The 16,472-nt window shown below is 35.2% G+C and carries 15 protein-coding genes; all 15 read right to left on the reverse strand.

What is annotated here, in order from left to right:
* Positions 1 to 2: 2 nt before the first annotated feature.
* A complete protein-coding gene (locus BUC23_RS07715; protein ID WP_073207996.1) occupies positions 3 to 785 on the reverse strand; it encodes an MlaE family ABC transporter permease in 783 nt (260 codons plus the stop codon).
* Between the two features lie 272 nt (positions 786 to 1,057).
* Entirely contained in the window at positions 1,058 to 3,655 is a 2,598-nt protein-coding gene (locus BUC23_RS07720; RefSeq protein ID WP_073208000.1) for a cation-translocating P-type ATPase, read from the reverse strand.
* 53 nt (positions 3,656 to 3,708) lie between these two features.
* On the reverse strand, positions 3,709 to 4,002 hold the full coding sequence (locus BUC23_RS07725; RefSeq protein ID WP_073208003.1) for a chaperone modulator CbpM: 294 nt from the start codon (positions 4,000 to 4,002) through the stop codon (positions 3,709 to 3,711).
* Positions 3,999 to 4,913: a DnaJ C-terminal domain-containing protein gene (locus tag BUC23_RS07730; RefSeq protein ID WP_073208006.1), complete on the reverse strand. Its 915-nt coding sequence runs from the start codon at positions 4,911 to 4,913 to the stop codon at positions 3,999 to 4,001. Before BUC23_RS07730 ends, BUC23_RS07725 begins: the two co-directional genes overlap by 4 nt.
* 296 nt (positions 4,914 to 5,209) lie before the next feature.
* Entirely contained in the window at positions 5,210 to 5,644 is a 435-nt protein-coding gene (locus BUC23_RS07735; protein WP_073208009.1) for a universal stress protein, read from the reverse strand.
* A 250-nt stretch (positions 5,645 to 5,894) separates the two neighbouring features.
* A complete protein-coding gene (locus BUC23_RS07740) occupies positions 5,895 to 6,473 on the reverse strand; it encodes a YceI family protein (protein WP_073208012.1) in 579 nt (192 codons plus the stop codon).
* A 207-nt stretch (positions 6,474 to 6,680) separates the two neighbouring features.
* Positions 6,681 to 7,013: a hypothetical protein gene (locus BUC23_RS07745; protein ID WP_073208015.1), complete on the reverse strand. Its 333-nt coding sequence runs from the start codon at positions 7,011 to 7,013 to the stop codon at positions 6,681 to 6,683.
* Between the two features lie 293 nt (positions 7,014 to 7,306).
* On the reverse strand, positions 7,307 to 8,365 hold the full coding sequence (locus BUC23_RS07750) for a reverse transcriptase family protein (protein ID WP_084538316.1): 1,059 nt from the start codon (positions 8,363 to 8,365) through the stop codon (positions 7,307 to 7,309).
* 498 nt (positions 8,366 to 8,863) lie between these two features.
* Positions 8,864 to 10,018: a phospholipase D-like domain-containing protein gene (locus tag BUC23_RS07755; protein ID WP_073208018.1), complete on the reverse strand. Its 1,155-nt coding sequence runs from the start codon at positions 10,016 to 10,018 to the stop codon at positions 8,864 to 8,866.
* On the reverse strand, positions 10,008 to 11,108 hold the full coding sequence (locus BUC23_RS07760) for a site-2 protease family protein (protein ID WP_073208440.1): 1,101 nt from the start codon (positions 11,106 to 11,108) through the stop codon (positions 10,008 to 10,010). The genes BUC23_RS07755 and BUC23_RS07760 overlap by 11 nt, the downstream gene beginning before the upstream one ends.
* 208 nt (positions 11,109 to 11,316) lie before the next feature.
* Positions 11,317 to 12,309 (reverse strand): NAD(P)-dependent oxidoreductase, encoded by a 993-nt coding sequence (locus BUC23_RS07765; protein ID WP_073208021.1) that lies wholly within the window; start codon positions 12,307 to 12,309, stop codon positions 11,317 to 11,319.
* A gap of 66 nt (positions 12,310 to 12,375) precedes the next feature.
* The gene (locus BUC23_RS07770; RefSeq protein WP_073208023.1) at positions 12,376 to 12,636 is read right to left on the reverse strand and encodes a zinc ribbon domain-containing protein; all 261 of its coding nucleotides are present in this window, start codon (positions 12,634 to 12,636) and stop codon (positions 12,376 to 12,378) included.
* A gap of 147 nt (positions 12,637 to 12,783) precedes the next feature.
* Positions 12,784 to 13,230 (reverse strand): OsmC family protein, encoded by a 447-nt coding sequence (locus tag BUC23_RS07775; RefSeq protein ID WP_073208026.1) that lies wholly within the window; start codon positions 13,228 to 13,230, stop codon positions 12,784 to 12,786.
* Positions 13,231 to 13,268: 38 nt separating this feature from the next.
* The gene (locus tag BUC23_RS07780; RefSeq protein ID WP_073208029.1) at positions 13,269 to 14,024 is read right to left on the reverse strand and encodes an SDR family oxidoreductase; all 756 of its coding nucleotides are present in this window, start codon (positions 14,022 to 14,024) and stop codon (positions 13,269 to 13,271) included.
* Positions 14,008 to 16,461: a phosphoenolpyruvate synthase gene (gene ppsA, locus BUC23_RS07785; RefSeq protein WP_073208032.1), complete on the reverse strand. Its 2,454-nt coding sequence runs from the start codon at positions 16,459 to 16,461 to the stop codon at positions 14,008 to 14,010. Before ppsA ends, BUC23_RS07780 begins: the two co-directional genes overlap by 17 nt.
* Positions 16,462 to 16,472 lie beyond the last annotated feature (11 nt).

The raw sequence follows: 16,472 nt of genomic DNA on the forward strand, positions 1-16,472 counted from the left end.
ATCTATAAATCATAAAAAATATCAGTAACAAAAACTGCGATAAAATCAATAATAAAGAGAAGCATTGAAGTGAACACCACCGCTGAATTTGCAGCTAAACCTACACCTGCCGTTCCTTTTTTGCAATAGTACCCTTTAAAACAGCCGACTAACCCTATGGCAAAGCCAAAAAAGAAGGTTTTAATTGTTGAGGGTATTAGATCACCAAATTCCAGAGCATTAAATACCTGATTGAAATATAATAAAAAAGAGACATTTCCTTTTATGTTCTCTACTAAGTAGGAGCCAAAAATCGCGATAGCATCTCCAAAAAAAACTAATACTGGAAGCATAAAAGTAGTAGCCAAAATACGGGTGACCACTAAATATTTAAAGGGATTTGTTCCCGAAACTTCCATCGCATCAATCTGTTCTGTTACTCTCATGGAACCTAATTCGGCACCAATTCCTGAACCAATTCTGCCAGCACAAATCAAAGCAGTTATGATTGGTCCAATTTCTCTAATAATCGAAATACTCACCATAGAGGGCATCCAAGAAACAGCACCAAATTCTTGAAGCGTAGGCCGCGATTGTAAGGTAAAAACTAAACCTATGATAAATCCAGTTACAGCTACAAGAAGTAAGGAACGATTTCCCATATTAAAACATTGACGAAGAAATTCTTTGAATTCTGAAGGAGGCTTAAATGCTTCCTTGAAAAAACGACCGGCAAAATAGGAGAGTTCACCTATTTCAAGTAGAAAATTTTTGAATAATTCTATTATTTTAAAAATACTATTCATTACTCTATGAATTAATTTTTAATAGAAAATGGCTACTCAAATATACGATTATTTGTCTGAATATCAGAGCTTTTGAATGTTGTTAATCTGTTTTTTTGATGGTTTTGTCAAAAAAAAAGCCTTTTAGAAAAAAAGAGATACTTATAGAACGGTTCTTTTTATTTTTCAATAAGAGAAATTTCACTTCAATGGTTCATTGTCGTGAGGGGAAAATATTCTTTGGGCAAACATTATCCATCAATAGCTTTTTTTTGCTGAAATGGAATAAATAATTAAATGACGATTGTTGTTTGTTTATTCCTGTTTTTTATCCATTTCTCCATTTCACAGGCCCAAAATACAATACTTGAAACGGCTAAGGTTAATAGCAACTCATATATAGTTAGCGGTTGTGTTTTAAAAATTTTATTAAAGAAAGGGGTATAAATAATCATAAACTGTAATGCAACAGTAATTAATAAAGAACTGAGCATGGGTTTATTAGTGAATAATCCAATCTTAAAAATGGATTGCTGGGAACGAATGACCATTACGTGACCCAGCTGACTGAGACAAAGTACCGTAAAAGCCATCGTTTGCCAGTGTGAGTTCGCAACGTGTATTGCATAGGCTTGCATAGCAATGGTGACAACTCCCATTAAAAATCCCACCCACAAAATATGTACCGCCATACCATTTGAAAAAATATTTTCTTGCGGATTTCTGGGTGGTCGTTTCATAATGTTTGATTCGGATGGTTCTGAAGCTAGTGCTAATCCGGGTAAACCATCGGTAACTAAATTAATCCAAAGAATATGTATGGCTAACAACGGAATGGGCAATGCGAAAAATGGGGCTAAAAATATTGCCCATATTTCGCCAGAATTTCCAGTCATAATATACTTTATGAATTTTAGGATGTTATCAAATATTTTTCTGCCGTGTTTGACCGCAACTACTATGGTGGCAAAATTATCGTCAAGCAAAATCATGTGTGAGGCTTCTTTGGAAACTTCTGTGCCGTTGATTCCCATCGCAATACCTATATCGGCATTTTTAAGTGCAGGCGCATCATTCACACCATCACCTGTCATGGCTACAAAATGTTTTTTGGATTGCAAGGCATTAATAATCCTTAATTTCTGTTCCGGATTTACTCGGGCATATACTTTTACTTTTTCGACGGTATTTATAAACTCAATCTGTGTTAATCGGGAAAGTTCTGAACCTGTCATTACAAGATCTTCGTCAGTAGAAATAATCCCAAGTTTTTCTGCAATGGCTTTGGCAGTGAGCTTATGATCGCCTGTAATCATCACGGGAATAATACCTGCTTCTTTGCATTCAGTGACAGCCTGCCTGGCTTCTTCACGCGGAGGGTCAATCATCCCGGCAAAACCAATAAGGGTAAGATCCATTTCAATTGCGTCAGCATCTAAATTTTCAGGCAAAAAAGGAATCGTTTTTATGGCATATCCCAACACTCGATAGCCTTTCTCTGCCATTTCGTTGACTTTGTGCTCAAATTCGGCAATATGTGATTTTTGATTGGCACTCAGTTTATCAAACAACACATCAACGGCTCCTTTTGTAATCACTAGGATTTCAGCATCACTATTTTGGGTTTGATGTATTGTGGTCATACATTTTCTTTTGGAGTCAAAAGGTAGTTCTGCAATTCGGGGAAATTTTGATTCTAGATCGGCTCGATTTGAGTTTTTTTCAAAAGCATATTGAACTAAGGCTACTTCAGTTGAATCTCCAATCCATTTACCATTTTGCCCCTCTGAAACATCATTATTTAAGGCTATTGCATGCAGCAACGGATTATTTTCCAAAAAAAGGGAATTGATTTCAGTATCTACTGTTTCAAAAATTTCTTGTACGGTCATCTTATTTAGCGTAAGCGTTCCTGTTTTATCAGAACAGATGTAGGTTACGGAACCCAGTGTTTCCACAGCTGGCAATTTGCGTATAAGTGCATTATTTTTGGCTAATTTCTTGGCACCGAAAGCCAATGCAATGGTTACTAATGCTGGTAAAGCTTCTGGAATTGCTGCAACAGCAAGCGAAATAGAAGTAATCAACATGGTCATCACAGATTCTCCCCGCAACCATCCAATAAAGAAAATTATGGTGCAAATTATCAGAATACCTAATGATAATCGTTTGCCAAAAGCACCTAATCTTTTTTGTAAGGGGGTAGTGATTTCATCCGTTTGAAGCATTTTTGCAATTTTCCCCAGTTCAGTTTTCATTCCCGTTGCAACCACATAAGCAAGTCCTCTTCCGCTAGTTATAGACGTACCTTTATAGCCCATATTGCTGCGGTCGCCAAGTTGATAGTCCCCTCTTGAAAGTTCTTCTGAGATTTTTTCCACGTTATTAGATTCCCCTGTAAGTGCTGATTCATCCGCTTTTATTTGGTGCGTTTCAAAAAAACGGACATCAGCAGGAATGATATTTCCGGCTTCTAGAATAACGACATCTCCAGTCACTAGATCAGAAGCAGGAATATTAAACTTCTTTCCTTCACGTAAAATCAGCGCATGGTTAGCGGCCATATTTTTTAAGGCTTCCATTGCTTTTTCTGCACGGTATTCCTGAATTAATCCTACAAAAGCGTTGATTACTACGATAGCGAGAATAATAACCGTATCCGTTATATCACCTATTATTCCCGAAATGATTGCTGCCGTGATCAGAATCAGAATCATAAAATCAGACAATTGAGAAAGAATCATCTGTAAAATAGTTTTCTTTTTCGAGTCTTCAATTTGATTTTTCCCATGTTTGGTCAAAAGATGTGAAGCAGTTGTTTGATCAAGACCTAATGGGGTTGTGTTTAATAAGCTCGCTATTTCTGAAAGAGGGAGTAAATGCCAGTTCATAACTTAGTTTTTTACTTTTTACGGGCCATCAATTTTTTTTTAATATATCAATCTCAACTTTCATACAACCGCAATCTGTTTTTGACAGAAATCAACTCGTTTTGTAAGTTATCTATTTTTTGCAATAGATTAAATACCACATCAATTCCTTCTATATTAACAGCTAGATCCTGATGCATGCGGATCATTTTTTCGATTTCATAAATTGCGTCAGGTTTTATATATTTTGTTTCATTGATCGTAAGAATCTCGATTAATCCAATTTCATTTAAATTAAAAATGAATGACATTTCTACATTATAATGGTTGTATAACGAGGACAAGGGGATGAGTTTTTCTATGTTCATGACGTTCTTAACTTAGCAAGTTCCATAAATAATTCTTTTTCTTTTTCAGAAAGATTGATAGGTATTTGAATTTGATAGGTAATATATAAATCTCCAAATTCTCCTTCTTTTTTATATACCGGAAATCCTTTTCCTTTTAGTTTTACTGTTGTACCGTTTTGAGTTCCGGGTTTTACTGTAAGTTTTGCTTTTCCGTCAAAAGTGTCTGCAGTCACATCACCACCTAATATAGCGGTATATAAATCAAGAGGCACTGTGGAGTATAAATTGTGTTTGTCTAGCTTAAAATTGGTGTGGTTCTCTACGGTGAAAGTGATGTATAAATCTCCTTTTGGTCCGCCACCAGCACCTTCACCGCCCATACCACTAATTTTTATCTGCTGACCATTCTCTACTCCGGCAGGAATAGTTATTCGGATGTTTTTGCCATTGATGGTTAACGTTCGCTTATGGGTTGTATACACATCTTTTAAATCAAGGTGCAATTCAGCATTAAAATCCTGTCCTTTAAACTGGGCACTTCGTCCTCCTTGTCTCCCTGATTGACGACCACCAAACATTGATTCAAAAAAATCTGAATAATCGCCACCCCCGCCAAATCCTGAAAATCCGCCACCTTCATAACCTGCTTGTTGTCCGCCTCGCGAATACTGCCCTTGCTGTTTTGCTTTATCATATTGTTCAGCGTGTTGCCAGTTTTCGCCGTATTCATCATACTTTTTGCGATTTTCAACATGGCTCAGTACCTCATTGGCTTCATTGATTTCCTTGAATTTTCTTTCGGCTTCCTTGTCATTTGGGTTTAAGTCGGGATGGTATTTTCTGGCCATTTTACGGTACGCCTTTTTTATTTCGGCTTCCGTTGCTTTTTTATCCACTTCAAGGATTTTGTAATAGTCTATAAATGCCATCGTAGATTAGTTTAATAATTAGCATTATTGCAATTATGAGATTTTATTGATCTGAATCTTTTAGGTTTGTTTTTTTCCATTTTATTTCGTCCCAAATTTTGTCGTGAAAAAAATAAGCAAGTGTTTTTTAGCTATTGCTTACAATCATAAAACCAACTGAAATCTTTATTTGTCCGGTGAATACTTAAATAAAAATAAAGTCCTAAATCAAATAACCACTATGTAATTAACCGTTTTGACTATTGATCTGCGGATTGTTTCTTCCGCATAGTTTCTATTAGGAAGTAGTTTTTCTATCATGACTTACTAGGAATTATGAATACGGGTATTTCCGAATGTCGGACAATTTTTTCAGCTACACTACCCATAATCAAATGCGAAATTCCGGTCCTGCCATGCGTGCCCAAAACAATAATGTTTGCATCCCATTCTTGGGCTACCTTCAAAATTACTTCATGCGGTATCCCTTCTTCTACAAAAGTGCAAACTTTATAATCCTTAAATACGGTATCAATAAGCATTTGCTGATTTTTTTTATAGTCGTTTATGGTGATATCGGCAAATTCCTTTGGAGTGACGGCACCTTCTGTTATGAGCATTGTTAGGTCAACGACGCTTAGTAATGCAATCTCGGCATTTAGTTGACTAGCAAGTTGAAACCCATTTAAAGCAATTTTTTCTGAAGTGGGGTCATTGTCAACTGCTATTAGTATTTTTTTCATGTTGTCCATGTCCTTTGATTTTTATAATTGCTGTTATATGAATCTTTTCGGCGCTCGGAAGTAAAATATAATATCCTGCTATCAGTCTATTTGAATTGTCAATTTTGAACACTTTTTTTATAGTTAAAGTAGGTATTAATTTTTTGAATTTTAGTGAATTATAAAGCTTTTTTATGGCAATTTAAGAGAATAAATTTGTTCTTTCTACTTCTGTTTTAACCCATAATGAAAAGATTTTTAAATTCCCCTTAGAAGAAATTTATTGTTTTATAAATTCACTGTCTGCCTTAATTTTTACTTCATCACTAATCATTGGGGGAGGAAATTTTGAACCAATGTTAAAATCGGAACGTTTTATAATTCCACTAAACTGAAATCCGGCGATAATTGCTTTAGATTGCGGATTTGTTATAGTTCCTCTATACCACATATTGATGGTTGCAGGTTTTGTTATTCCGTGTAGCGTGAGATTCCCCGTTAGTTTGTATTTGCCTTTTTCTTTTCCGATTTTTTTTATAGATGTACTTTTAAAAGTCATTTTAGGATATTTTTCCACATCAAAGAATTCAGCACTCTGTAAATGATTATCCCGCATCTCCACTTCGGTATTGATGGAGGCCACTTCTGTTGAAAGTTCAAAGGACGCATCGCTGAAATCATCTTTTTTGGCTGTAGTAGTTATTTCAAATATTTTGAATAATCCGGCAATATCAGAAATGCCATGATGCACGGTGCTAAATTGTAGCTTTGAATGCATCGGGTCTGATTTCCATGTGGTTTGTGCCAGTAGCAAAGTAGCAGAAAATAATGTTGCAATAATGAATGTAATCTTTTTCATGGACTGCTTTTTTTAATTTTTCGATAAAGGTTTTAGAAATTTTGTATTCAACAAAATAAATGGTGTAAATGATTGTAATTTTTAGATATTCGTCTATCAAATTTAATCAATTATTTAATGCTTAAATTAAATTAAAGTATTTTATTTCAGATAGTTATGTAATAAAAAAATGGAGCTTAGGTTTCTTATAGATTTCAATAATTTTCCTTAGTCCAGAAGTCGATAAATTGTTATCAAAAGGATAATAGCCACAATTCCGGAATAGATTAATTTAGTATACTTAGCTAACCAATTGGGAAGGTAAATATCAAAATTGTCTTTTGTAGAATTGGAATATTTACGAGCCAAAATAGTCAGGGGGCAAAAGAATTTAAATGCTACTAAGATAATCCCTTCCATAATTATTAATCCGTATCCTATCCAAAGCCATTTATCGAGTTTATCAGCTATTACGGCATATAGCATATAGAAAATCACTAAATTGAAAAATAGCCAAATCATAGTGTGTACGATTTTAATAAGTATCAGTTTATCTTTCATTAATTTCAGTTTTTAGTCAAACAGATTCCGTCTATATAAATTAGAAAAATACCCAAAAGCTATCATTCGGGCACAAAAATTGGGTAGGATCTTAAACACGAATTTCACGAATTTGCAAAAATTAATTCGTGTAAATTCGTGAAATTTGTGTTTAACTTTTTAATATCAACTTAAAAATCACTGTAAATCTGCTTAATCAGTGCTATCTGCTTCCTATTTTAAACTTGTGTCCAGACGGAAGCAAAAACGGAGCTATTTATGATGTCAATGTTTCACACTGGCAGTACTTCTCGTTACATGAGCAGTGGTTGGATCATTTGTGTTTTCTGCTGTTTCTTTTTTAGAGCAATCAATACTGCTTTATAGCCTATAAATTCTAAATCTTTCGCGTTTATTTGCAGTACAAAATTTACTTTTCCTAACAGATGTTCGAGATAATTACTATGGTTAATCTCCTTGTATTCACGATGTTCATCTATACCAAATTTTTTGATATAATGCATGTCTTGCCTCAATTCATTTCGTTTATGAAATGCGACCTGCGGTTTGTCATTTACTACAATGCCAGTTACGGTTTGTCTCATATTGGGCGTCATGAGTTTTGTTTTAGCAGTATTGAGATGAAGATTTAAGTTTTCAACTATTGAGGTGATTTTTGACAACAGTTCTTTTTCGTCAAAATCACCGGAGAAGCTCAAATCATCAGCATAGCGAGTGTATCTTATTTTTCTTTCTATGCAATAACTGGAAATGACAGCATCGGCATCTTTAAAAATAAGATTTGATAAATACGGGCTGGTTGGCGCTCCTTGTGGTAAGGTTCCATCACGCGTACATAATTTAGAAAGCAGTTTTGATACCATTCGTGAATAGCCTGCGGTAAGAAACACTTTTTCAATTGATTTAATCGAAATAGAGGGGAAAAAATTTTCCAAATCCAAAGTAAATACTTTGGGTTGCTTTTTATGAAATTTTAAGTTTTCGATAAGACCTGAATTAGGTTTATACGCTTTAGCAAAAGGGCTTATGGGTATTTTGTAAAGTATATTTTTTAGCACCCAGATTTGTATTTCTTTCAAGCTGGGAAGCGGTTCGGAAATGGCTCTTTTTGACCCGTTCTTTTTTGTGATTTCAAAATCGCGATAAAAATATTTGGGGTAAAGGGATGCTTTTTTGAGATATTCTTTTTTGTAGCCTACAAGTGCAGATAGATGGGAAGTGTTGTAAATTACAGGGACATTATTTGAAAACAATACTGCGGCATATTCTAAACATCTCTCAATATTATGTTCTGAGAAGCTATTTTTAGAGGCTTCCTGGATAAAGGCTTCTTTGTAATGTGTAAAATCCATAATTACAAATCGTTAATGGAGTAGGGACTATTTTGTCCCTAACCCCAATTAAGAATACCGGTTTAAAAGTTCGGAGCTCTGCGGAGGATCTTTTAAACCTAGTGCTTGAAAAAGCGTTCAAATACAGAACAGTGACTCACGGTTCCGTCACTAGCCAAGGCTATGTGAGTTCTTTGAGAATTCGATTAAAAGAACAACTCCTTTTGAAGCGGAACAAATAATATTCTTTTGTCCATTTTCGGGATTTTATGCTCGAAATCCTTTCGAATCCATTCCTCTTTTTTCTTGTTTTTTATTTTAGGAGGCTCCATTTATTGAATGTCTGATTTAGATTTTTAAATTTTTTAATTATCTTGTTATTAATATTTTACAGGTTTTAATTGTACTCTTAAAGTTACAAAATAATAATTTATTAACAGTATTAATAATCATAAATTTTAACGTAATTTTTCACTTTTGCATTAAAAAATGAATTTTTTATGCTATTGTTTACTGGCGTCAATTATAGAATCTTCTGTATGGAGTAAAAGTGACAATTATTTCTATAAATCGGGTACTATAATAGGAAATCCAATTGGTGAATTTTGCGAATGTTGTATTCTTGATTGAAAGTGTTTGAGGAGTTATTTTTTGACATTGAGCTATTATTTGGTTGAGGTCCTCCTGATACATTTGAGCAAATATGGGCGAATTTATTTCGACGTTCGTTTCGATGCTGCCATAGGAGCTTAGATTATTTAAGTTAAAGGATCCAATTGTTGTCCAATAACTATCTATGACAGCCGTTTTTCCGTGCAATATTGAACTATTCCACTCGTACAATTCTATATCGTAACTAAGAAGTTTGGAATAAAGATAGCAAGTTGCTCTTCTTGTCATGGGAAGATCTGATATTCCGGATAGAATTAATCTAATTCTAACCTTGTTCTTGGCTGCTTTTTTCAAGGCTTGAGTTATTCTTCTACCAGGAAGAAAATAACTTCCCATTATTGTTATTTCTTCTTTGGCATTGCCAATTGATTTTATGTAAGCATTACTGATTTCGTTTTTTCTTTTTAACCAGTCATTTTGAAGAATACGAACTAAGATGTCTTCCTGAAGATGAAAAACAGATTTTATTTTTTGACTGTACAGCCGTCTCTTTTTGAGAAAAATTGCTTTACACAGTTCCTGGATGGGTTTTGCAATTTCTCCGTTTAATTGAACTGCATAATCTAGCCAAGGCGCTTCGGTTGGGGTTCCATGATATTTATCAGCAATATTAATTCCACCTATCAGAGCGACCTTAGAATCTGCAACTACTATTTTTTGATGTAATCTACGACCCAGATAAAAGGTATAAGCGGAAAATAATGGGGCAAAAAAACGAACGTTAATGCCGCTTTGTTCCAAATCATTTCTAATTTTTGAAGGAAACGATAAGGAACCCAATCCATCTAATATAAGATATATTTTAACTTGACGGGAAGCGGCTTCTTTTAGTGCATTTATTATCCTGTTTCCTGTTGCATCATTTTCAAAAAGATAAACTTGGATATGGATTTCATATTCTGAATTGTAGATAATACTTTCCAAACGGGAAAAATAATCTTCACCGCTGCGTACAAGAGCAATGTTTTCAGATACAACATTGGAATTTTTATTATGCGGCATGGTCTTTTTTCAAATGTACTTCTTTTATCAAAATAAATTCTAAAATATTCTCTGTGTCCAACGTCCCTATGAGTTTGTTGTTTTCCATGATGAGCATTAGGGTTTCTTTGTTTTTGTACATGTCTTCAAAGACATTTTCTAATGCCGAATCAGCATCAAGAAAAATCAAATTCGGGTCCATTATATTAGCGATTGTTTCATTTTCTCCTTTTTTAGCTAATGCCATAATAATTTGATCCCGGTTTAGTGTACCTACGGGAATTGTATTATCGGTTACTAAAAAATTCTTGTTTTGACTGTCAAGTAACAAATCAATAGCTGTTTTTAGTTTTTCATGAGCGTCAATTTCAGGATATTGGCGCATCAAGACATCTCTAACTTTATAGCCTGTCAATACGTGTTTTGACTCTATAGAATCAGACTCGACTTGGGCTCCTATAACGACAAAAATCCCAATGAACACTAAAAAGGGATTGTATAAAAAACCTAGAAGAATAAAACCAACCGCTATGAATTGGCCTATTCGAGCAGCGATTTTGGTAGCAACATTTCTTTGTAGTTTGAAGGACAGCAATGCACGTAAAACTCTTCCTCCATCCATAGGGAAAGCCGGTATCAAATTAAAAAGTGCCAACCAAAAATTGACGATAAAGAAATTGAGAAAAAAATTATCTGCATTTACCCCTTTTGATAGTTCTGTCATTAATTGATTTGAATCATTTGGGATGGTAATAAAAAATCCGGTGATGAACGCCAAAGTTATATTTACAAGTGGACCTGCAAATGCAACCACTAATTCTTCGACTGGTTTTTCAGGAATTCTATCGAGCCTGGCTAACCCGCCAATAGGAAGCAGTGTGATGTCTTTTGTAACTATATTATATTTTTTAGCGGCTAAAGCATGTCCTAATTCGTGCAAAAAAACAGTAACAAATACACTTAAAATAAAAAGAACGGACCATAGAATTTGTGTTGGATTTTGACCATTTTTATAGTTTACAAAAACAATGAATAGAATAAGCAGAGAGAATGTCCAGTGAAGATACAATCCTATGCCCGCTATTTTTCCGAGTTTTAATGATCCTTTCATTTTTTTTTTTTTTTTATGAAATTGTTCTGTAATACATTTGAACAAGGAGAGTATAATTATTTTTCAACAGTTAATTTTTTAGTTTATAGTGTTGATTATCAGTAAATAACATACTAAGTTACGAAAAAAAAACAACTTTTAAATATAAATTAAACAGGATATTATTCATAGATTTAATAGAGAAAAGCGAAAAAATATAGGATTTTTTTTATCTGATTTCATTTTTGCAAACGCTATTGTAGGCCCATTCATTTAAGTTTGCGATTGTTGTGCTTGCAATGCCATGCAGTACTTCCGCAGTCAAGTAGGATTGATGTCCTGTGATTAAAACGTTTGGATTTGAATTGAGCTTTAGGAACAACTCATCATTTATGGGAGTGCCGGTATGATCTTTGAAAAATATTTCTTTTTCATGCTCATACACATCTAAACCGGCCGCAGCAATAATTCCGTTATTTAAAGCTTTTAGTAAATCAGCGGTATTTACGATACTGCCATTAGCGGTATTAATCAAAATAACTTCTTTGCGCATCATTGCAAAAGTAGTTTTGTTAAAGAGGTTATTTGTTTTACTGTTTAGTGAACAATGTATGGATATGACATCTGAATTTGCACACAAATCATTAAATGTAGTGTAGAAAATATTAGTTTCAAGTTTCAATTCCTCATCTTTTATTGGATCAAAAGCTAAAATTTTACAGCCAAAACCATGCATAATTTTTGCGAATGCACTTCCCGTTTTTCCGGTACCAATTATGCCTATTGTTTTTCCATGCAAATTAAAACCGACTAAATGATCCAGTCTATAATCACCCAGCTGCATCATTTTTTGACCTAATATCAGTTTTCTGTTCAAAGCCAATAATAGGGCTGTGGCATGTTCGGCAACAGCAATTGCAGAAGGTATATATGGGACATTGGCAACCTTAATTCCCAAGGCATGCGCTTTGTGCATGTCAATATAATCAGAACTTTTGGAGCGCAAAGCAATATATTTTACGTCTAAAGCATGTAATTTTTCCAGTACTGATGCTGATGCATCATCTGAAGTGAAAATTGAAATGGCATCAAATCCTTTTGCCATTTTTACCGTACTTTCATTTAGCGTTAGTTCGGTATAAGCCAAATCTAGTTTACCATGCAACGCTTTTTCAATAAATGGCTTATCAAAACCAGATATACTGTAAATTAATGTTTTCATTGCATCGTTTTTCGGGTTCAAAAATTTAGTTGACTGCACTACAACTTTTTCAGGATTGTCAAAGTTCTATTTGTTTTTCCAGCGACTTAATGATGGTAAAATAGTTATGGCTTTCTGAATAGTATATATCGGAAGCTTTAATTTCTTCATTTGTGTAGATACGATATCTTTCATGTCTTCTAAAGTCATGTTTGGTTTTGTGAACGTACCATCATCGTAACAATATTTACAATACAAATCATTCTTCAAGCCGTTTTTCTCTTTTCCTTTTACTTCTTCATTTGCAAGCGGCAATCCGCAACTTTGACATAATACGATATTTTCCATAATTCTTTATTTTGAAGGTTAAACCAATAGGTGTTTTATTATTGTCATTTGCGTTAGCTCTTCTTCCCACTATAAACAGAGGCTTTCAACAGTTTCATAGGTTTTAATATTCTTGCTTCAGCAAAATCGACTCTTCCTAAATTTAACTCAAAAACTCAGTTGAATTTCGGAGACTATAATTTCAGGATCAAGTCGTATTGGAGTTTTAATGGCATTCGAGATCAAACACACATTTTTACTCATTTCCAGAATCTGTTTGACTCTTTCCGGTTTTTGAGAATAGGGGATGACTACTTTTGGTTTTAATACAATTTCAATTATAAAGTATTTTCCTCTAATAATTTCAACAGTGCATATCGATTTGCTTTCATAACTTATAAATTCAAGATTAGAATTTTCGGCAATGGTCAAAAAAGTACTCATTAGACAGCTATTTATTTTTGCAATTAATAAGTGCTCAGGTGTCCACATACCTTCCGTTCCATTCGAATATTCTGGAGGTGTCACCATTTCAATTTCCTTTGGCAAAATAGTGGAACTTAAAATTCCTTTTGTTTTGCCTGTCCATTTTAGATTTACTTCGTAAGTATGCATGATGCGATAGTTTTAATGAAAATTCAAACAGATAAAAATTATTGAGCTACAAATCCGCCATCAACCGTCATGGCATGACCGGTCACGAAAGAGGCTTCGTCAGAGCACATCCATACCACTGCATTGGCTATTTCTTCCGGAAGGCCAAAACGTCCCATGGGTTCTAAACCTGTAAATTGCTCTATAGCTTCTTTTGTTTTTCCGGTAAGTCGATCAATCATTGGGGTTTGTATAACACCGGGACAAACCGCATTAACGCGGATTCCAAGTTTGGCGTATTCTAAAGCGGTGGTTTTTGTTAACCCAACGACCCCATGCTTTGATGCCACATAAGCCGGTAAACCTGCAAAACCAATTAGCCCGGCTACAGAAGCACAGTTTACTATTGCTCCTTTTCCTTGTTTCAGTAGTTCTGGAATTTCATGTTTCATGCAAAGCCAAATTCCTTTTAGATTGACACCTATGGTTTTGTCCCAGTTTTGTTCTGTGCACTCTAATGTATTGGCTTGGGTTCCTTCGATTCCTGCATTATTGAAAGCATAGTCCAATCTACCAAAAGCCGCAATAGCTTCGGCAACCATTGCTTTTACTTCCTCCGCTTTTGAAACATCGCATTTGATAAAAATTGCCTCACTTCCCAATTCTTTGATGAGGTCTACTATTTCATCGTTTTCTTTCCAGTCCACAACCGCTACTTTGGCCCCTTTTTTTGCGAAAGCAAGTGCAGTGGCTCTCCCAATCCCGGATGCACCTCCCGTAACCAGCGCCACTTTATCTTTAAAAATTGTTTCCATGACTTAATGTGTTTAGCATTTCGTTGCGTTTTTCTTCGTGTTTGGATTCCGCTTTCAAAATATTTTCTATGCCACTTATCAAAGCATCAGGAGTGAAGGATATACTATTGATGCCTTTTTCTACTAAAAATTGAGCAAATTCAGGAATGTCACTTGGAGCTTGACCGCACAATCCCACTTCAATTTTGTTTCTCTTGGCAGCGCGGATCGTTTCTGAGATCAAATGTTTGACCGCTGGGTTTTGTTCGCTAAATAAATAACTTACCAACGAGGAATCACGGTCGAGTCCCAGCGTAAGTTGAGTCAGGTCATTAGAACCAATTGAAAATCCATCAAATAGTTTTGCGAATTCATTTGCTAATATCACATTACTTGGAATTTCAATCATTACATATACTTCTAATCCGTTTTCTCCTTGAACTAAACCATTTGCTTTCATTTCGTCTAATACTTTTTTGCCTTCTTCAATGGTTCTGCAAAAAGGAATCATCAATTTCACATTATCAAGTCCCATTTCATTCCGCACTTTTTTCATTGCTTCACATTCTAGGGCAAAACCTTTTCGATAAAAATCGCTGTAATATCGGGATGCACCCCGAAAGCCAATCATGGGGTTTTCCTCAACTGGTTCAAAGTATTTTCCGCCTATTAGATTCGCATATTCATTGCTTTTAAAATCGCTCATCCGCACAATGACCTCCTTAGGATAAAAAGCCGCTGCGACAATAGAAACGGCTTCGGCGAGTTTATCAACAAAATAATTTTTACCATCGTCATAGTCTTTCGTTAATGCTGCTATTTCTGACTGAACGGATGCGTCACTTATTTTTTCAGGTTCACAAAGTGCCAAGGGATGAATTTTTATGGTATTAGAAATAGCAAATTCGACACGCATTAATCCAATACCGTTAGTGGGATAATAACTTAATTCAAAAGCCCGTTCGGGGTCGGCAAGAATCAGCATTGGGTTCGTAACAGGTACTGCTAACAGGCTGAAATCATGTTCTTTTATTTCCCATTTTAATTCGCCATCGTACACGTTTCCTTCCTTTCCTTCTGCACAAGACACGGTTATTTGCTGACCATTTTTTATCACTGAAGTTGCATTTCCGGATCCCAAAACAGCAACAGTTCCCAGTTCGCGGGCTACTATTGCCGCATGACTGGTACGTCCGCCTTTGTTGGTAATTATGGCCGAAGCTTTTTTCATTATTGGATCCCAATCCGGATTGGTAAAGTCAGTCACTAAAATTTCACCATCAAGTAACTGATCCCCCTCGTTGGTATTAGTCAGGATTCGGGCTTTGCCTGTCGCAATTTTGTCACCAAGGGCAATTCCTTTGGTCAACAGCGTACCCTTTTCTTTGAGTTGGTAAACTTCTCTTACCTGTTTATTCTCCTTAGCATGAACAGTTTCCGGACGTGCCTGAACGATATAAAGTTGGTTATTCAAAGCGTCTTTTGCCCATTCGATATCCATTGCTTTATCATAGTGTTTTTCTATTTGGTAGCACCATTGCCCTAGCTGAATTACTTCTTTATCGGTTAATGAAAATTGGTTTTGCTTTTCCAACGAGGTTTCTGTATTGATAATTGTATTTTCTGCTGATTCAGTATTTGATTTTTCGGCATAAATCATCGTGAATTCTTTTCTTCCACAGTGTCTTTTTATGATGGGATTCAAATTTGCCTTTTCTAAAATAGGTTTAAAGACCATCCATTCGTCAGGAGTAACAGTTCCCTGAACAATATTTTCACCAAGCCCCCAAATACTGTTTATTATAATTGCATTCTGAAATCCCGTGTCCGGATCGATGGTAAAGGCCACACCAGAAGCCGCTTTGTCACTTCGCACCATTTGTTGTACTCCTACAGAAATGGCAATATCCAAATTTGCAAACCCCATATCATGGCGGTATTTTATTGCCCGGTCTGTAAACAGCGATGCAAAGCAACGATGTATCGCATCCATGACTTGATTGTCACCGCTAATATTCAGGAACGATTGCATTTGTCCTGCGAAACTCGCTGATGGTAAATCTTCTGAAGTAGCGCTACTGCGCACTGCAACACCAAGATTATTCATTCCGGATTGTTTACTTAGTGATTGATAAGCCCTATGGATTTCATCGTATATTTCGCTGGGAATGGGTGCCGATAAAATAAGAGCTCTTGCTTTCTCACCAATTGGCGAAAGATTTGAATATTCTTTTGTATCTAATATAAATAGTAAATCATTGAGCGGTTTTTCTAACTTATTTTGTTTACGAAATAGGCGATAGGCTTTAGCAGTCAAAGCAAATCCGTTAGGAATATTGATCCCTTTTGGATTGAGTTGATTGTACATTTCACCCAAAGACGCATTTTTACCGCCCACTTTATCAATGGCGGTAATGCTGATTTCGTTGAAAAACAAGATGTATTTATACTTTTCCATTCAGATGATAT

Origin of the sequence: Flavobacterium xinjiangense (genome assembly GCF_900142885.1) — a bacterium.
Classification (GTDB): Bacteria; Bacteroidota; Bacteroidia; order Flavobacteriales; family Flavobacteriaceae; genus Flavobacterium; species Flavobacterium xinjiangense.